This window comes from Methylophaga sp., assembly GCF_030651745.1.
The window spans coordinates 1-17,927 of sequence record NZ_JAUSCC010000142.1 but is presented as its reverse complement, the minus strand read 5'-3'; the positions used below and the strand labels follow the sequence as shown (position 1 = coordinate 17,927).

The 17,927-nt window shown below is 46.3% G+C and carries 16 protein-coding genes; all 16 read left to right on the top strand.

The genetic code is table 11. From position 1 onward, the window contains the following. The first annotated feature begins 417 nt into the window (after window positions 1-417). Genes mraZ through ftsZ form a run of 16 tightly spaced genes read left to right on the top strand, consistent with a single transcriptional unit; the run spans window position 418 to window position 17,792 of the window. Entirely contained in the window at window positions 418-870 is a 453-nt protein-coding gene (gene mraZ, locus Q7V21_RS16465; RefSeq protein WP_304918321.1) for a division/cell wall cluster transcriptional repressor MraZ, read from the top strand. 9 nt (window positions 871-879) lie between these two features. Beyond that, window positions 880-1,818, top strand: a complete 939-nt coding sequence (gene rsmH / locus Q7V21_RS16460; RefSeq protein ID WP_304918320.1) for a 16S rRNA (cytosine(1402)-N(4))-methyltransferase RsmH — start codon at window positions 880-882, stop codon at window positions 1,816-1,818. After that, the gene (gene ftsL, locus Q7V21_RS16455) at window positions 1,815-2,108 is read left to right on the top strand and encodes a cell division protein FtsL (RefSeq protein WP_304918319.1); all 294 of its coding nucleotides are present in this window, start codon (window positions 1,815-1,817) and stop codon (window positions 2,106-2,108) included. Before rsmH ends, ftsL begins: the two co-directional genes overlap by 4 nt. Further along, window positions 2,105-3,814: a penicillin-binding protein 2 gene (locus Q7V21_RS16450; RefSeq protein ID WP_304918318.1), complete on the top strand. Its 1,710-nt coding sequence runs from the start codon at window positions 2,105-2,107 to the stop codon at window positions 3,812-3,814. The genes ftsL and Q7V21_RS16450 overlap by 4 nt, the downstream gene beginning before the upstream one ends. Beyond that, a complete protein-coding gene (locus tag Q7V21_RS16445) occupies window positions 3,811-5,331 on the top strand; it encodes a UDP-N-acetylmuramoyl-L-alanyl-D-glutamate--2,6-diaminopimelate ligase (protein ID WP_304918317.1) in 1,521 nt (506 codons plus the stop codon). The genes Q7V21_RS16450 and Q7V21_RS16445 overlap by 4 nt, the downstream gene beginning before the upstream one ends. Beyond that, entirely contained in the window at window positions 5,328-6,680 is a 1,353-nt protein-coding gene (gene murF / locus Q7V21_RS16440) for a UDP-N-acetylmuramoyl-tripeptide--D-alanyl-D-alanine ligase (RefSeq protein WP_304918316.1), read from the top strand. The genes Q7V21_RS16445 and murF overlap by 4 nt, the downstream gene beginning before the upstream one ends. Beyond that, on the top strand, window positions 6,680-7,762 hold the full coding sequence (gene mraY, locus Q7V21_RS16435) for a phospho-N-acetylmuramoyl-pentapeptide-transferase (RefSeq protein ID WP_304918315.1): 1,083 nt from the start codon (window positions 6,680-6,682) through the stop codon (window positions 7,760-7,762). Before murF ends, mraY begins: the two co-directional genes overlap by 1 nt. Then, complete coding sequence (gene murD / locus Q7V21_RS16430; protein ID WP_304918314.1) at window positions 7,759-9,114, top strand: UDP-N-acetylmuramoyl-L-alanine--D-glutamate ligase; 1,356 nt, start codon at window positions 7,759-7,761, stop codon at window positions 9,112-9,114. Before mraY ends, murD begins: the two co-directional genes overlap by 4 nt. Further along, complete coding sequence (gene ftsW, locus Q7V21_RS16425) at window positions 9,111-10,250, top strand: putative lipid II flippase FtsW (protein ID WP_304918313.1); 1,140 nt, start codon at window positions 9,111-9,113, stop codon at window positions 10,248-10,250. Before murD ends, ftsW begins: the two co-directional genes overlap by 4 nt. Continuing rightward, window positions 10,247-11,326: an undecaprenyldiphospho-muramoylpentapeptide beta-N-acetylglucosaminyltransferase gene (gene murG / locus Q7V21_RS16420; protein ID WP_304918312.1), complete on the top strand. Its 1,080-nt coding sequence runs from the start codon at window positions 10,247-10,249 to the stop codon at window positions 11,324-11,326. The genes ftsW and murG overlap by 4 nt, the downstream gene beginning before the upstream one ends. Continuing rightward, window positions 11,319-12,737 (top strand): UDP-N-acetylmuramate--L-alanine ligase, encoded by a 1,419-nt coding sequence (gene murC, locus Q7V21_RS16415; protein ID WP_304918311.1) that lies wholly within the window; start codon window positions 11,319-11,321, stop codon window positions 12,735-12,737. Before murG ends, murC begins: the two co-directional genes overlap by 8 nt. Then, entirely contained in the window at window positions 12,737-13,627 is an 891-nt protein-coding gene (gene murB, locus Q7V21_RS16410; RefSeq protein ID WP_304918310.1) for a UDP-N-acetylmuramate dehydrogenase, read from the top strand. Before murC ends, murB begins: the two co-directional genes overlap by 1 nt. Next, window positions 13,624-14,562, top strand: a complete 939-nt coding sequence (locus tag Q7V21_RS16405; RefSeq protein ID WP_304918309.1) for a D-alanine--D-alanine ligase — start codon at window positions 13,624-13,626, stop codon at window positions 14,560-14,562. The genes murB and Q7V21_RS16405 overlap by 4 nt, the downstream gene beginning before the upstream one ends. Continuing rightward, window positions 14,562-15,347, top strand: coding sequence for a cell division protein FtsQ/DivIB (locus tag Q7V21_RS16400; protein WP_304918308.1), 786 nt, complete (start codon window positions 14,562-14,564; stop codon window positions 15,345-15,347). The genes Q7V21_RS16405 and Q7V21_RS16400 overlap by 1 nt, the downstream gene beginning before the upstream one ends. Then, the gene (ftsA, locus tag Q7V21_RS16395; RefSeq protein WP_304918307.1) at window positions 15,347-16,597 is read left to right on the top strand and encodes a cell division protein FtsA; all 1,251 of its coding nucleotides are present in this window, start codon (window positions 15,347-15,349) and stop codon (window positions 16,595-16,597) included. The genes Q7V21_RS16400 and ftsA overlap by 1 nt, the downstream gene beginning before the upstream one ends. Before the next feature lie 37 nt (window positions 16,598-16,634). Further along, window positions 16,635-17,792: a cell division protein FtsZ gene (ftsZ, locus tag Q7V21_RS16390; RefSeq protein ID WP_304918306.1), complete on the top strand. Its 1,158-nt coding sequence runs from the start codon at window positions 16,635-16,637 to the stop codon at window positions 17,790-17,792. Window positions 17,793-17,927 lie beyond the last annotated feature (135 nt).

The window sequence follows — 17,927 nt, the reverse complement described above, 5'->3', positions numbered from 1 at the left end:
AAATAGAGGAACAAATGCTTCGGCATGACATGCGGCCCGCATGGTTCCCGGGTAGGTTGCTTGAGGCAGATGGTGACATCTGTCCCAGATGAATGATTGTCCACGACAGAACCCGGCTTATCGGCCATCTCAAACTTTTTTCTGTTTTTACCCATCTAAAATTTTTTTCAGCCAGACATTTCCTGCCATTATTCTAGAATCTACTTTAACTTCCGATGCCAGTTTTTTGATAAGAAATAAGTCCTCATTTTTACCTTGATCCACATTTCCCCCACTTTTATGAAAATGCGCTAAGTCCTTGTCGTAAAAAGAGGATTTTCTTAATTTTCGTGCTTGACTTCGTTATGTTGCGCTCCTATAGTGTCGGAAAGTGGGGAAAAGTGGATCTTTGTGGATCCTTCAATTTGAGGACGAACAGTGTTTCGAGGCGTAGCAACTTTCAATCTGGATGCAAAAGGACGGATGGCCATTCCAGCCAAGTTCCGTAAGCATCTTGATGTCTGCTGCGAGGGCCGATTAGTGATTACCATCGATCATTCAGATCACTGTTTACAGCTTTATCCATTACCAGAATGGGAAGCTGTCGAGCAAAAATTAGCCGCATTACCAAGTTTGAATCCTCAGGTTCGTCGTTTAAAACGCATGCTGTTGGGCTATGCCACCGAATGTGAAATGGATAGCAATGGTCGGATTTTATTGCCAGCCAAATTACGTGAATTTGCAGGGTTAGATAAAGATATCGTGATGATTGGTCAGGGGAATAAGTTTGAACTGTGGGATGAGCAAACCTGGAACGCCTTGATGGACGAATGCCTGCAAGAAGACTTTGACGCAATACTGCCAGCTGAACTCGAAACGCTGTCGATATAGGGCGGAGTTATGATAAACCAACTCCCAACACATCAACCGGTCCTACTGAAAGAGACCGTCGAAGCGCTGTTTATTCAGCCTGAAGGTATTTATGTGGACGCGACTTTCGGTCGCGGCGGACATTCTCGCGCGATGCTAGAACAACTTTCCGAAAAAGGTCGTTTATTAGGTTTGGATCGGGATCCTGCTGCGGTGGCTGTGGGCCAGGCGCTTGCAGCGGCTGATCCACGTTTTGCCATTGAACATTGTGCGTTCTCAGAGTTGTCGACGGTTATTCATTCGCGACTTTGGCAGGGCAAAGTAAATGGTATTTTGATGGATATTGGTGTCTCTTCACCGCAATTGGATGAAGCTGAGCGTGGTTTTAGTTTTCAGCATGACGGCCCGTTAGATATGCGTATGGATCCGACTTCGGGTATGAGTGCGGCACAATGGCTCGCCAGTGCTGAGATGAATGAAATTGCCACGGTAATTAAAACATTAGGTGAAGAGCGCTACGGTAAACGTATTGCCTCCGCTATTGTGGAAACCCGCGAACACACCCCGATTACTACGACTAAACAACTGGCAGATTTGGTGGATAAAGCCAGCCCTACGCGGGATAAGTTCAAACATCCTGCCACCCGGACTTTCCAGGCCATCCGTATCTTTATCAACAGTGAGTTGGAAGAGTTAACCAGCGCTCTGGAACAAGCTTTGGAAGTACTGGCTGTAGGCGGCAGATTAGTGGTTATCAGTTTTCATTCACTTGAAGATCGCATTGTTAAACGTTTTTTCAGAGATCAGGCCAAAGGGGATGATTTACCAGCCCATTTTCCGATCACAGCCGATCAGTTAAATCCGCGCCTGCGAATTATTGGTAAAGCCGTTAAAGCAGATGATGCTGAATTAGCGGTCAATGTCCGTGCGCGTAGCGCGGTATTACGTGTGGCGGAGAAACTGGCATGAGTTGGCCAACTTTTTTTGAGCATGTACGTATTGATTTCCCAGTGTTGATTATGACGTTGTTGGTGCTGATTTCTTCTGTTGCCGTGGTGTATACCAAACATGCCGGGCGCAGTGAGTTTGTGGCATTACAGCAGTTGGATAATCGACGTGATCAATTGAATGAAGAGTGGGGCAAGTTATTACTTGAGCAAAGCACTTGGGCAAGTCCTGCCCGGGTCGAGCTACAGTCGCGTACCCGTTTGAATATGCAAGTGCCTAGCAATGCACAAACCGTGGTGGTCAAACCATGAGTCGTCGTCGGCAAAGTGGTTATCAGCAAACAGGCAGCTGGAGGCTGAATCTGGTCAGACTGTCGTTTATTCTGATTGGTCTGGGCTTGTTGTGGCGCTTAGTGGATATTCAGGTATTAAACCCTGATTTTTTACGTAATCAAGGCGATGCACGTCATTTACGAAATGTGCCTATCGTTGCCCATCGCGGCATGATTTTGGATCGTCATGGTGAACCGTTGGCCATTAGCACGCCAGTTCATTCTGTCTGGTTGAATCCTCAGGCAACTGATCCAGAACATCCACAATTAACCAAATTAGCATCAATTCTGGAGATTGACGCTAGAAATATTCGTGAACGGATTTATCAAAATCCCAACCGTGAATTTCTTTATTTAAAACGTCGGGTAACCCCAGAAATCTCAGAGCAGGTAAAGCAGTTAAACATTGGTGGTGTGGCACTGCAACGGGAATACAAGCGATATTACCCAACAGGGGAAGTCACTGCCCACGTCGTGGGATTTACCAATGTTGACGATATTGGTCAGGAAGGTCTCGAATTAACTTATGAGCCCCTATTGACTGGTGTGCCTGGGCTACGCCGCATGGTACGTGACAGTAAAGGTAATTTTGTTGGTGGTGGTGATCCGATTCGTGCGGCAAAAGCTGGCGAAAATATTCAGCTGAGCATCGACCTTCGCTTGCAGTATCTAAGCTACAACGCACTTAAAAATGCAGTTGAAAAGCATGGCGCGCAATCTGGTTCTGCCGTTATTCTAGATGTGCAGACTGGTGAAGTACTGGCAATGGTCAACCAGCCTGCGTTTAATCCGAATAATCGTTATGGCGTGAGTTCAACTGACTTACGCAATAGAGCTGTTACCGATTTATTTGAGCCCGGTTCAACGGTTAAACCGTTTACTGTGGTCAGTGGATTGAAATCAGGCAAGTTTGATCTTACCACCATGATTAATACCCACCCCGGCACTATGCGGGTCAGTGGCCACAATATTCGTGATTTTCGTGATTATGGTGTTATTGACTTGGCCACATCTATTCAGAAATCCAGCAACGTGGCTGCCAGCAAAATTGCATTGGAAATAGAGCCGATGCAGCTGTGGGAAGATTTTGCCAGTTTTGGCATGGGCGTCGACAGTGGTGCCTATTTCCCGGGCGAAGCGATGGGACGTTTACCCGATCCACGTTCATGGCGAACTCTGGATCGTGCCACTTTAGCCTATGGTTATGGCTTGGCGACCAATACATTACAGCTTGCAAGAGCCTATACCATTATCGGTAATGGCGGCATCATGCGCGATGTCACCTTTATCAAACAGGATAAAACACCGAAAGGTCGTCGAGTCTTTTCCAAAGATTTAATGGAAACGGTTCGCGGCATGATGGAGCTGGTGGTATTGCCAGGTGGTACGGCCCAACGTGCAGCAGTGCCAAATTACAGTGTTGCCGCTAAAACCGGTACCGTAAAAAAAGCCATGGCGGGTGGTTATACCGAAAGCGAATATCTTTCGTTATTTGCCGGCTTGATCCCGGCCAGTAATCCACGACTAGCCATGGTGGTCGTCATTGATAATCCGACTGGTGAAGAATATTACGGTGGCGCAGTAGCGGCTCCCGTATTTGCTGATGTAATGGTCGGCGCGATGCGTTTGCTGAATATCGCGCCGGATGCATTGCCACAAACGCAGTTACAGGTGGCACATCAATGAACTATCAAATGCGCCTGATTGATTTAATGCAACTGGTTGAAAGCGATACCAACTCAACATCTTTAATAACAGGTATGAGTCTGGATAGTCGGCAGCTTAAACCGGGTGATATGTTTATTGCCTTAGCAGCTAATCCCCATGTACGGGCACAACATATCAAACAAGCCATTGCAGCCAATGTTGCTGCAGTCTGCTATTCAGCTGAATCACCAATAGAGCCAGAGTTAGTGCTACTGCTGGCAGATGCCCAGATTGAATTGGTGGCTGTTACTAATCTTAAAGACAAAACCTCGCGTCTGGCTGCCGCTTTTTATCAGTATCCATCAGCTGTGATGACAATTATTGCAGTCACAGGCACCAATGGTAAAACCTCGGTTACACAATTTATCGCTCAGGCTCTGGAAAATGCTGGTCATGCTTGTGGGGTAATCGGCACGCTGGGAAGCGGTCGATTAAACGACATGCAATATAACGGCATGACCACCCCCGATCCCGTGCGATTGCAAGCAATATTGGCAGAATTACGTGATAGCGGAATTCAATACGTGGCGCTGGAAGCGTCGTCTCATGCATTAGAGCAGGGCAGATTGAATTTTGTTGATATTAACTATGCCGTGCTGACTAATTTAAGCCGTGATCATCTTGATTATCATCAGAGCATGGCGGACTACGCTGCGGCAAAACAACGGTTATTTGATTTTGATTCATTGCAAGCAGCGGTAGTGAATGCCGATGATCTGTTCGGCCAGTCATTAATTCCATTACTGGCTGAGAAACAAACTAACGCTGTCAGATATAGCTCTAAAAATTCTCAGGTTGATCTTTTTGCCGCTGATATTCGAACTGCCAGTTCTGGTTTGCAATTTGATCTAAAGATTGGTCAGCAGTTGTTAACAATTAAAAGCCGATTACTTGGCAAATTTAATGTTGAAAATATGCTGGCGACAGCTGCAGTGCTTTTATTACTTGACTGGTCAACCGATGAGATTGCTCAAGGTCTGAATCAATTAACCAGTGTCAATGGCCGAATGCAATTGTTAGCAAGCGATTTGCAACCCGCGGTAGTGATCGATTTTGCCCATACCCCAGATGCACTGGCCAAGGCATTACAAAGCATGCGTCAGCATATAGATGCAAATTCCAGATTGTGGTGTGTATTCGGTTGTGGCGGTGATCGCGATAACGGCAAACGCCCATTGATGGGACAAATTGCCAGCGAAATGGCAGATAAAGTGGTACTGACCGATGACAATCCGCGCAGCGAAAACAGTGCCAACATTATTGAACAAATTCTGGCGGGTATCGAGGCTAATACAGACATTCATATTGAAGCCGACAGACAACGGGCGATTGAATATGCCGTCAACGACGCAGCGCTGGAAGATATGGTGTTAATAGCCGGTAAAGGCCATGAGCATTATCAGGAAATCGCTGGCGTAAAAAAACCATTTAATGATTATGAGATTGCTATGAAAGCCGTACAGAAACGCCATTCAGTAACAAGGGCTACTTTATGACGAATATATTTTTGGCCGAAATTGCTGAGCTGCTGAATGCAGAGTTGCATGGCAAAGATGCCGTGATGACTGGCAGTAAGATTGATAGCCGCCAAATTGAAAGCGGGGATTTGTTTATCGCATTGACAGGCGCTAATAGTGATGGCCACGAGTTTATTGAACAAGCACTCCAGGCGGGTGCCTGTGGCGCCTTGGTGAATCGTTATATTGCCAGCGAGTTACCACAGATTGTGGTCGATAATGTTACTCGCGCTTATGGACAAATCGCCAGACTATGGCGGCAGAAAAGCCGAGCAAAAGTCGTGGCGGTAACTGGTAGCAACGGTAAAACAACACTCAAGGAAATGATTGCTTCCATCTTGTCACAAGCAGGCAATGTGTTGGCAACTAAAGGTAATCTAAATAATGAGTTGGGTGTGCCACTGACTCTGACAAGGCTTGATGACAGTTATGATTTTGCCGTGATTGAAATGGGTGCCAACCATGCCGGTGAAATTGCCAATTTGGTCGCTATGGCTGAGCCAGATGTTGCTGCGATAAATAATGTTGGCGAGGCCCATCTCGAAGGATTTGGATCATTACAAGGTGTTGCAGAAGCTAAAGGCGAAATTTTTGCAGGTCTGAAAGCTGATGGTGTTGGTGTTATCAATGCGGATATGCCTTATGGCGAGTTGTGGGAGCATATTCTGGGAGCACGTCATCATATAAGTTTTGGCATGCAACAGCCTGCTGATATTGCACCCTTGGATTTACAACGGTCGATTACCGGCAGTCATTTTATGGTTCGGCTGGATGGCGTGTGTCATTTCATCACGCTTCCATTGCCCGGTGTTCATAACGTCAGTAATGCATTAGCTGCTATTGCGATTTGCTCTGCTCTGAAGATCGATCCAGAAGCGATAGTGAAAGGATTGTCGGCTATTGAAACGGTTCCGCATAGGTTGCAACTGCGTCAGGCTGTGAATAATGCCTTAATCATCGATGACACCTATAACGCTAATCCCGGTTCATTCCGTCAGGCTTTACAAACCTTGATGCAGTTTCCAGGTGAGCATTGGTTGGTTTTAGGTGATTTCGGTGAGTTGGGTCCTGATAGTGCCTCAATACATCAGCAACTAGGTCGTGATGCCAAGGCTGCAGGAATTAAACAACTGTTCACAGTTGGCCAGCAAAGCGAGTTGGCTGCCACAGAATTTGGCGAAAATGCCCGTCACTTCAACGATAGAACAGTACTGGAAGCCGAATTAAAGCAAACATTGACCAGTGATGTGGCTTGTTTGATTAAAGGCTCTCGCTTTATGAAGCTGGATCAGCTGGCGGATGTGCTGGCTGTTGGAGGAGAAGCCTGATGCTGCTAATGCTCAGCGAATATTTAAGCCAATATCACACTGGCTTTAATGTTTTCCAATACCTGACATTACGGGCGATATTAGGCGTAATGACGGCGTTAGGGATCGCATTGATTGTTGGCCCAACGATGATTCGTCATTTAAGTTTCAGACAGATTGGTCAAGTGGTTAGAAATGATGGACCGGAATCCCATTTCAGCAAAACTGGAACACCGACTATGGGTGGTTCGCTAATTCTGGTTGCCATTGCTGTCAGCACATTGCTTTGGGCCGATCTGGCCAATCGCTATGTGTGGGTGGTATTGCTGGTTACCTTGCTGTTTGGATTGATTGGTTTTGTTGATGATTACATCAAGCTGGTCAGACAAGATCCAAAAGGCTTGTTGAGTCGCTATAAATATTTCTGGCAATCCGTTGTGGGTTTGGGCGCGGCAATATTTTTATATATGACCACCCAGACACCGGCTGAAACGCAGTTAATCGTGCCATTTTTTAAAGAAATCGTCATCCCTTTAGGTGCCTGGTATTTGCTGGTGGTCTATCTGGTTATTGTGGGCAGCAGTAATGCCGTGAATCTGACAGATGGACTGGATGGTTTAGCCATTATGCCAACTGTAATGGTTGCCGCTGCATTAGGATTATTCAGTTATGTCGCCGGTCACTTTGAGTTTGCCCGTTACTTACAAATTCCACATATCCCGGGTGCTGGTGAATTAACCGTATTCTGCGCGGCAATGGTTGGAGCAGGGTTGGGCTTTCTCTGGTTCAACACCTATCCAGCCCAGGTCTTTATGGGCGATGTCGGCGCTCTAGCATTAGGTGCAGCGCTGGGAACAGTAGCGGTATTGGTGCGTCAGGAATTGGTTTTACTGATTATGGGCGGGGTGTTTGTAATTGAAACCCTGTCGGTAATGATTCAGGTGGCTTCGTACAAATTACGTGGTAAACGCGTGTTTTTGATGGCCCCGATACACCATCACTATGAATTAAAAGGTTGGCCTGAGCCACGCATAATTGTTCGATTTTGGATCATCACCGTGTTCCTGGTGCTGGTCGGACTAGCAACGTTGAAAATACGATGACAGCAGAATTAAATCATCATAGTTCGCAATACAGCCTGATCATTGGTTTAGGTCAGACCGGATTGTCCTGCGCACGGTTTTTAGTCCAGCAGGGTAACGCTGTAGCGGTTATTGACAGTAACGATAAGCCAGCATGTTTGAATGCCTTACAAAAAGATTATCCAGAAGTGGTGGTAAAAACCGGCAGTATCCCGGTCGACTGGCTGATGCGGGCTGATAGCATTGTGTTGAGCCCAGGCGTCGATCCACGTTTACCGCAAATTCGTCAAGCTGCTGCCGCTGGAATTGAAATTGTTGGTGATATTGAGTTGTTTGCCCGTCATGCCAATGCTCCAATCATCGCGATAACCGGTTCAAACGGTAAAAGCACTGTCACTACGTTGGTAGGCTTGATGGCACATATGGCCGGTAAAAAAGTCGCCGTTGGTGGCAATCTCGGTACACCTGCGTTGGACTTGCTGACGGATCCGGCTCCTGATTTTTATGTACTTGAACTCTCCAGTTTCCAGATGGAAACAGTGCAGTCAATGAACGCTTTTGCCTCAGTTATCCTGAATGTCAGTCCAGATCATCTGGACCGCTATGATTCGGTGGAAGATTACCAACGGGCTAAACAAAAGGTTTATCAAGGTAATGGTGTCATGGTGATTAATCGGGATGATCCGATTGTTTCGTCAATGGCAATTGCGGGCCGTAATCAGCTCGGCTTCAGCCTGCATGAATCACAAGGTTATGAATTTGGCGTATTGAGTCAGCGTGGACATCTCTGGCTGGCTGAAGGTGACGCTCCATTAATGTTGGTTAGCGACATGAAAATCGCCGGCAAACATAATGTGGCAAATGCATTAGCTGCTCTGGCACTTGGCTCCGTAATGGGATTGCCGATGGATGCCATGTTGCAGGCATTAAGAGAATTCAAAGGATTACCGCATCGCTGCCGGTTTGTTCGTGAGCTCAACGGAGTGCGCTGGTATAACGATTCCAAAGCGACCAATGTTGGGGCGAGCATTGCTGCCATTGAAGGTTTGGCCGATAACGGAAAACTGGTTTTAATCGCAGGCGGTGTGGGTAAAGGCCAGAATTTCGAACCCCTGGCCAGCACTTTGAAAGATTATGTCAGTACGGTGGTATTGATAGGCCAGTCTGCTGAAGAAATTGCCCGGCATGTACCGAAATCAGTGAAAGTACATTTTGCTGGAGATATCAAAGCCGCTGTGCATCTGGCAGCTCAATCCGCTGAGAATGCACAACAGGTTTTATTATCACCAGCCTGTGCGAGTTTTGATCAGTTTACTAATTACGTCGATCGTGGAGAGCAGTTTGAACAAGCGGTAAGGGAGCTAACGGCATGAGCCGTGTAAGCGCCAACTTTGACTCCAAGCTATTAATGGCAACATTAGCCTTGTTATTAATTGGCTTAATAATGGTTTGTTCAGCGTCAATCACCATCGCTGAAAATAAAACGGGTCAACCACTGTATTTCTTTATCCGTCAGGCAGCTTTTGCTCTGATGGGATTGTTTTTTGCGTGGTGTGTGATTTCTATACGACTATCACATTGGCAACAAATGGCACCGATGTTGTTAATGGTTGGCGTGGGATTACTGGTATTAGTACTGATACCAGGCGTTGGCCGCGAAGTGAATGGTAGCTCTCGTTGGTTACCGCTAGGACCAGTTAATCTGCAAGTGGCTGAATTAATCAAGTTATTCGCGATAATTTATGTTGCTGATTATCTGCAGCGTCATCATGGACAACTGAATACTTCATTATTAAAAGTGCTTTCGCCGTTAATACTGCTTAGCGTAGCGGCCGCGTTATTATTAATGCAGCCAGATATGGGCTCAATTGTAGTTATCTTATCGACAGTGTTAGTCATGATGTTTCTCGGTGGCGCCAGACTGGATGTATTCATTGGCTTAATCGGGATTCTTGCAGGACTGTTTGCCATGATGGTGTGGATCGCACCTTATCGTTTGCAACGTCTGCAAAGCTTTATGGATCCATGGGCTGATCCGTTTGGCAGTGGTTTTCAGTTAACACAGGCACTGATTGCCTTCGGGCGTGGAGATTGGTTTGGCGTGGGTTTGGGCAGCAGTATGCAAAAGCTGTTTTATTTACCTGAAGCGCACACTGACTTTTTGTTTTCCATTCTGGCAGAAGAATTGGGCTTAATCGGCGCCATGACGGTAATAGCCCTGTTTCTGGTGATGATATGGCGTGCTTTGGCTATCGGACGTGCAGCTGAAGAAGCTGGACAATTATTTGGTGCCCAGATTGCTTACGGAGTGTCGGTGTGGCTGGGTCTGCAGGCCTGCGTCAATATCGGCGTTAACATGGGCGTATTACCAACCAAAGGGTTAACACTGCCCTTGATGAGTTATGGCGGCAGTAGTCTGGTGATCGTCTGTGTGGCGATTGGTTTGTTATTGCGTGTTGATTTGGAAACGCGCCAGCCTGAAAAAACGTCAGCGAGGGTCAAACGATGACTCGCGTATTGATTATGGCTGGTGGAACGGGTGGACATGTATTTCCCGCTTTGGCGGTAGCTGAAGAATTGCGCTCACGTTCAGTAGATATTGAGTGGATTGGTACGGAACGTGGCATTGAATCACGATTGGTACCGGCTGCGGCATTCAAGTTAAATTTGATTCCGATTAAAGGCTTACGTGGTAACGGTTTGCTGGGCTGGCTGGTCGCGCCATTTAGAATACTGCGAGCTGTACTCGAGTCAAGAAAAGTAATTAAACGATTCCAACCAGATGTGGTGATTGGATTAGGTGGTTTTGCTTCAGGCCCAGGTGGTTTGGCGGCGTGGTTGTCAGGAAAACCATTATTAATTCACGAACAAAACGCCATTGCCGGTTTAACCAATCGATTGCTGGCGAAAATTGCCAGCCAGGTTTTACAAGGTTTTGAAAACAGTTTTAGCCAATCAGCAAAAACCAAATGGGTTGGTAATCCAGTAAGAACACAAATCGAAAACTTACCAGAACCTCAGGATCGTTACATCGCAAGAACTTTGTTGCCATTCAAACTTTTGGTTTTAGGTGGAAGCCTTGGGGCTAAAAGTTTGAATCAGGTCGTGCCACAGGCGTTGGCTTTACTCAAAACAGAACATCAGTTCGAAGTTATTCATCAATGTGGTGAAAAACATTTGGCGGATTGCCAGCAAGCCTATCAACAAGCCGGAGTAACCGGCACAGTTACTCAATTTATTGAAGATATGGCAGATGCATACGCTGAAGCAGATTTAGTGATTTGCCGGGCTGGAGCATTAACTGTTGCTGAAGTTACTGCGGCAGGAGTTGCAGCGATTTTCGTTCCCTATCCTTTTGCTGTTGATGATCATCAAACGCACAATGCCCAGGCATTAAAAGAGGCTGGAGCAGCACTGCTTATTCAGGATTCATCATTAAATGCAGAAGGTCTGGCAGCAACGTTAAAGTCACTATTTGAAAATCGAAAACAATTAGAAAACATGGCAATTCAAGCAAGAGCACTCGCCAAACCCGGAACAGCAGCTCAGATAGCAGATATCTGTCTGGAGTTTGCACATGGCTAAATTAACCTCAGCAATGCAAAGTCGCGTCAAACATATCCATTTCATCGGTATTGGTGGGGTGGGAATGGGCGGCATTGCCGAAGTATTACTGAATCTGGGATATCAAGTCAGTGGATCGGATATTCATGAAAACAGTTTGATTCAGCATCTGCGTCAACTGGGTGCCAACATCATGATTGGTCATGATGCCGAATATTTAAAAGGTGCTGATGTAGTGGTCGTTACCACCGCAGTAAGCGCTGACAATGTCGAAGTGGTTGCTGCCCGTGAGCAGCGTATTCCAGTGGTTCCTCGTGCTGAAATGTTAGCGGAATTAATGCGTTTCAGTTATGGAATTGCTGTCGCTGGAACTCATGGTAAAACCACCACTACCAGCTTAACGGCGGCCTTGTTAAGTGAAGGCGAGTTGGATCCAACTTTTGTTATCGGTGGCCGATTAAACAGTGCGGGTTCCAATGCGCGATTAGGTACCGGCCGTTATCTGGTTGCCGAAGCGGATGAAAGTGATGCGTCGTTTTTATATCTGCAACCGATGATCGCTATCGTCACCAATATTGATGATGATCATATGGCGACCTATGAAGGGGATTTTGAAAAGCTCAAAGCCACTTTTATTGAATTTTTACATCACTTGCCCTTTTACGGTCTGGCCGTCTTATGTATTGATGATGAAGTTGTTGAAAGCATACTGCCTGAAGTGACTCGTCCAATTACGACTTATGGTCAAGCTGAACGTGCTGATTTTCGAATCAGTAATCTTAAGCAGTACCAAGGACAAAGCGAATTTACAGTCAGTGAAGCCCAAACAGGTGTGCAGTATCAGATCCGATTGAATATGCCGGGTTTACATAATGCACTGAATGCTACAGCGGGATTAGCTGTCGCTCGTAACCTGGGGGTTGATATTGCAGCCTGCCAACGCGCTTTATTGAAATTTGATGGTGTTGGACGACGCTTTAACCTGCTTGGTGAAAAGCAAACGTCAAACGGGCAAGTGTTGTTGGTTGATGATTACGGACATCACCCCACAGAAATTGCCGCCACGATTGCTGCCAGTCGTGGAGGTTGGCCGGATAGACGTTTAGTCGTTATCTTCCAGCCACATCGCTATACCCGGACCCGGGATTTATTTGAAGATTTTGCCCGCGTACTGTCAACCGTTGATGTGTTGATTGTGTTGGAAGTCTACCCGGCAGGTGAAAACAAAATTGCTGGAGCGGATGCCCGCAGTCTATGTCGCGCTATTCGCTTGCGTGGTCAGGTTGAGCCGGTGTTTGCTGAAGATAAACAAGCATTGTTTTCAGTACTGCCTGGCTTACTGCAAGACCAGGATTTACTGCTGACGCTCGGTGCCGGTGATATTGGTGCCATTGCCAAAGAGTTGGATCAACAACTTGGAGGGCTGAGCTGATGGTGGCGATGTTTACTGAATTACAAGGTGAATTGAAACTCAATGAACCTCTTTCACAGCATACATCATGGCGTGTTGGTGGCATTGCCCAGCGTTTTTATCAACCAAAAGATAAAAACGATCTGGCCAGTTTTTTACGTCAGTTACCTGCAAATGAGCCTTTATTGTGGCTGGGTTTAGGTAGTAATTTGTTAATTCGCGATGGTGGTTTTGCCGGTACAGTCATCAGTATGGCTGGCACGATGCAGGCCTTAGATATAGATGGTCAAACAGTTACCGCCGAAGTAGGTGTTTACTGCAGCAAAGTGGCTAAGCAATCAGCCAAACACGGTTTGAGTGGAGCGGCGTTTCTGGCTGGTATTCCAGGCACATTAGGTGGTGCTTTGGCAATGAACGCTGGTGCCCATGGATCAGAAACCTGGCAGCTGGTTAAAGAAGCGACCACAGTCACTCGGCACGGAGAATTGAAAAAACGTCCGGCCAGTGATTTTAAAGTCAGCTATCGACACGTTGAGCTACCTGAAACTGAGTGGTTTGTATCCGCCACATTGGAATTACCAGTTGGTGATGCTGAAGCTGAAACAGCATTAATCAAACAGTTACTGAAAAAACGTAATGACAGCCAGCCAACCAATCAGCCATGCGCCGGTTCGGTATTTCGTAATCCAGAAGGTGATTTTGCCGGAAGATTAATTGAACAATGTGGCCTGAAAGGCTTGCGAGTCGGGGGGGCCAGCGTGTCACACAAACATGCCAATTTTATCGTCAATGATGGTTCAGCCAGCGCGGCCGATATTGAGGCACTTATCGATCTGGTCAGACAACGTGTAGAAGCAGAAACACAGGTGAGACTGATGCCCGAAGTTCATATTATCGGAGAACATGCATGAGTAACTTAACTTTTAATACGCAAAACTTTGGTCGGGTTGCAGTGTTAATGGGCGGTCGCTCTGCAGAACGTGAGATTTCGTTGAAAAGTGGTCGTGCAGTACTGGCTGCAATGCAGTCACTTGGAATTGATGCCGTAGAAATTGATGTTGATAAATCAGTCAGTGAGCGTTTAACACAAGGCAGTTTTGATCGCGCCTTTATTATTCTGCATGGTCGTGGCGGTGAAGATGGTGAAATCCAGGGTGTATTGCAATCACTGCAGCTCCCTTATACCGGCAGCGGTATCACCGGTGCAGTGTTATCAATGAATAAACGCCTTAGTAAACAGATTTGGCAAAGCCAGGGACTACCAACGCCCAAATATGTTCGTTTAACACGTCAATCAAATACCCAGCAGATAGTGGATGAGTTGGGTTTGCCTATCGTTATCAAGCCGGTCAACGAAGGTTCAAGTATTGGCATGAGCAAAGTAAATACTGCAGAAGCTCTGCAACAGGCGATTGATCTGGCCTTTGATTACGACGCTGAAGTTATTGCTGAACAATGGGTAAACGGTGCTGAATACACAATTAGCATTCTAAATGGTGAGGCTTTGCCGGTAATCCGTTTAAAAACGCCAAGAGAGTTTTACGATTTTGAAGCCAAATATCTGGCGAATTCAACAGAATATCATTGCCCTTGTGGCCTGGCAGAAGCAGATGAAAAGCGTTGCCAGGAATTGGCGGTCACTGCATTTAATACGCTCAATATGCAGGGCTGGGGACGTATCGATGTTATGGCTGATCAGCAAGGTCAGTTTTATCTGCTGGAAGCCAACAGTGTGCCAGGCATGACCGATCACAGTCTGGTGCCGATGGCTGCACGTCAGGCTGGAATCAGTTTTGAAAACCTAGTCGGACAAATTTTACAAGGCAGTCTGGAGCACAAACGCTGATGGCTATCAGACAACGCCCAACTGTTGGCGCAACCCGCACCCGTGCGGTAAAACCACGTGAGCCGATTAACTGGCATGTAAGACTGCGAAATATCAGTACTGTGCTGGTGCTGCTGACATTAATTATTGGCGCAGTGTATTTGAACAATAACGACACCTTACCGATTAAGCATGTAACCGTTGAGGGTGAATTGATTAACACCGAAAAACAGGCATTGATCGAGGCGGTAACACCTTATGTCACCGGTAGTTTCCTTGATGTAAATGTGGTGGGAATTCGACAGGCAGGTGAAGCATTGCCATGGGTGGCGCAGATTCAAGTCAGACGTGTCTGGCCGGATACCTTGCATTTGATGGTCAGCGAACATCAGGCAATCGCTCGCTGGAATGAAAACGGTTTGGTTAATACGCGTGGACAAGTGTTTTATCCAGATGGCGGAAAAATGCCTGAAGGACTTATTCAGTTATTCGGACCAGATGGTAACAGTGAACTGATGGCAAGACAGATGGTAGCGATCCAGCAGACAGTTGAAACATTAGGGTTAAGAGTGAAAAGCCTGACCATGGATGAGCGTCGTTCATGGCAGGTTAAGTTTACAGACGATATGCAGCTGCTACTTGGTCGGGCAGCCAGTGAACAACGCTTAGCAAGATTTATTCGGGTTTTCCAAGGCCCGCTCGCGATCTATCGAGAACAAATCGAAACCGTAGATATGCGCTATACCAATGGACTCGCAGTGGTCTGGAAAGATGGTAAGCAACCTGTTTTTAATGGAATTGTGTAATGTCGAAACGAATTGAAAGAGAACTGATTGTCGGATTGGATATCGGGACCTCCAAAGTGGTGGCGATTGTGGCGGCTCCGATTCTGGATGCCGGTCCCAACGACAATAAGCTGGAAATCATCGGTATCGGATCACATCCTGCTCGAGGCATGAAAAAAGGCGTCGTTGTTAATATTGAATCTACTGTTCAATCGATTCAACGGGCAATCGAAGAAGCTGAATTAATGGCAGGCTGCCAAATTCACTCAGTATTTGCTGGTATTGCAGGCAGTCATATTCGCAGCCTGAACTCTCATGGCACGGTAGCGATTCGCGATAAAGAAGTAACCCAAGGTGATTTGGATCGGGTGTTGGATGCGGCCCGTGCCGTTCATTTCCCTGGCGATCAGCAATTACTGCATGTGCTGCCTCAAGAATACATTATCGATAATCAGGAAGGTATTCGTGAGCCAATCGGTATGTCTGGCGTTCGTTTGGAAGCCAAAGTGCATCTGATTACTGGCGCTGTCAGTGCCGCTCAAAACATCACTAAATGTATTGAACGTTGTGGACTGGTAGTAGATGGCATCATTCTGGAACAGATGGCATCAAGCTATGCAGTACTAGAGCAGGATGAAAAAGAATTAGGCGTCTGTTTAGTAGATATCGGTGGCGGTACTACAGATATTGCGGTGTTTATTGATGGTGCAATTCGTCATACCGCGGTGATTCCAATCGCTGGTGATCAAGTCACCAACGATATTGCAGTGGCATTAAGAACACCAACCCAATATGCCGAAGAAATCAAAATCAAATATGCCTGTGCCTTAACACAATTGGCCCGTGAAGATGAAACCATTGAAGTGCCAAGCGTGGGCGACAGACCGCCACGGCAGCTTGCCAGACAGACTCTGGCAGAAGTGGTGGAACCAAGATATGAAGAATTATTGATGCTGGTACAGGCTGAATTACGCCGTAGTGGTTTTGAAGAAATGTTAGCTGCTGGTGTGGTATTGACTGGCGGTAGCTCGAAAATGGAAGGCGCTATCGAACTGGCAGAAGAAGTCTTTCATCTGCCGGTACGTTTAGGTGTGCCTCAGCATGTTGGTGGTTTAGTTGATGTAGTGCGTAATCCAATCCATGCCACAGGTGTGGGTTTATTACTGTTTGGAAATGAACAAGTGAGTACCGGACACAGTGAATCTGTGATTTCGGATGGTTTTAAAGGAATGCTTGCCAGAATGAAAAGTTGGTTTCAGGGCAATTTCTGAGCAAGTTAAGTTTGTTAATGAAAGAGGGGAGAAAATCATGACATTTGAATTGATTGATACATATACGGCAAATGCGGTTATTAAAGTCATCGGCGTTGGCGGTGGTGGCGGTAACGCTTTGGAACACATGGTGGCCAGTAAAATCGAAGGCGTTGATTTTATCTGTGCCAATACTGATGCCCAGGCCTTACGTAAAAGTAATGCGACAACGCATCTTCAATTAGGTACCGACATTACTAAAGGTCTTGGCGCCGGAGCTAACCCGGATGTTGGCCGTCAGGCAGCATTAGAAGATCGTGAACGTATTATGGATGTAATCCGTGGTGCGGATATGGTCTTCATCACAGCTGGCATGGGTGGTGGTACTGGTACTGGTGCAGCACCTGTCGTTGCTCAAGTTGCCAAAGAAATGGGCATTTTGACAGTTGCAGTGGTGACAAAGCCTTTCCCGTTTGAAGGTGCTAAAAGACTGAAAGTGGCAGCGGCTGGGATCGAAGAGCTGGGTCAACATGTCGATTCATTAATTACCATTCCAAATGAAAAATTACTGAAAGTGTTAGGCAAGGAAATGAGCCTGCTTAATGCCTTTAAATCAGCTAATGATGTATTGCTGGGTGCTGTTCAGGGTATTGCAGAACTGATTACACGTGAAGGTATGATCAATGTCGACTTTGCTGACGTCAGAACTGTTATGTCAGAAATGGGTATGGCGATGATGGGAACAGGCCGTGCTTCTGGTGAAAATCGTGCCGCTGAAGCCGCTAGATTGGCAGTATCAAGCCCATTATTGGAAGATGTCGATTTGGCAGGCGCTCGTGGTGTGTTGGTTAATATCACAGCAGGCCTGGATATGAGCATAGGTGAATTTGAAGAAGTGGGTAATACCATTAAAGAATTTGCTTCAGAAGACGCCACAGTGGTGGTGGGTACTGTAATTGATCCAGATATGACGGACGAATTACGTGTAACTGTTGTTGCAACTGGCTTGGGCGCAGCAAGATCTGCGGTAGTAAAACCAGTAGAAACTTCTGTTGCTCCGCAAATTGAAATTGTCAAAAAGCCAATTGATATCGACTATGACGAACCAACTGTTTTACGTAATGGTCGGAATAGTGAACATAAACAAGTGGCAAATGGTGATGTCAACATGGATTATTTAGACATTCCAGCCTTTTTACGCAGACAAGCCGACTAACGAAGATGGTTATGTAATATAAGCCTATGATATTATTGTCGGATGATTAAACTAGAAGGGGGTAGAGCACCTTGATTAAGCAGCGAACATTGAAAAATGTGATTCGTGCCACAGGTGTGGGATTACACAGCGGTG

Bases quoted from the DNA above. Each gene is read 5' to 3' on its own strand.
- rsmH (WP_304918320.1), top strand. From the start codon at position 880: ATGATAAACCAACTCCCAACACATCAACCGGTCCTACTGAAAGAGACC.
- ftsL (WP_304918319.1), top strand. From the start codon at position 1,815: ATGAGTTGGCCAACTTTTTTTGAGCATGTACGTATTGATTTCCCAGTG.
- Q7V21_RS16450 (WP_304918318.1), top strand. From the start codon at position 2,105: ATGAGTCGTCGTCGGCAAAGTGGTTATCAGCAAACAGGCAGCTGGAGG.
- Q7V21_RS16445 (WP_304918317.1), top strand. From the start codon at position 3,811: ATGAACTATCAAATGCGCCTGATTGATTTAATGCAACTGGTTGAAAGC.
- murF (WP_304918316.1), top strand. From the start codon at position 5,328: ATGACGAATATATTTTTGGCCGAAATTGCTGAGCTGCTGAATGCAGAG.
- mraY (WP_304918315.1), top strand. From the start codon at position 6,680: ATGCTGCTAATGCTCAGCGAATATTTAAGCCAATATCACACTGGCTTT.
- murD (WP_304918314.1), top strand. From the start codon at position 7,759: ATGACAGCAGAATTAAATCATCATAGTTCGCAATACAGCCTGATCATT.
- ftsW (WP_304918313.1), top strand. From the start codon at position 9,111: ATGAGCCGTGTAAGCGCCAACTTTGACTCCAAGCTATTAATGGCAACA.
- murG (WP_304918312.1), top strand. From the start codon at position 10,247: ATGACTCGCGTATTGATTATGGCTGGTGGAACGGGTGGACATGTATTT.
- murC (WP_304918311.1), top strand. From the start codon at position 11,319: ATGGCTAAATTAACCTCAGCAATGCAAAGTCGCGTCAAACATATCCAT.
- murB (WP_304918310.1), top strand. From the start codon at position 12,737: ATGGTGGCGATGTTTACTGAATTACAAGGTGAATTGAAACTCAATGAA.
- Q7V21_RS16405 (WP_304918309.1), top strand. From the start codon at position 13,624: ATGAGTAACTTAACTTTTAATACGCAAAACTTTGGTCGGGTTGCAGTG.
- Q7V21_RS16400 (WP_304918308.1), top strand. From the start codon at position 14,562: ATGGCTATCAGACAACGCCCAACTGTTGGCGCAACCCGCACCCGTGCG.
- ftsA (WP_304918307.1), top strand. From the start codon at position 15,347: ATGTCGAAACGAATTGAAAGAGAACTGATTGTCGGATTGGATATCGGG.
- ftsZ (WP_304918306.1), top strand. From the start codon at position 16,635: ATGACATTTGAATTGATTGATACATATACGGCAAATGCGGTTATTAAA.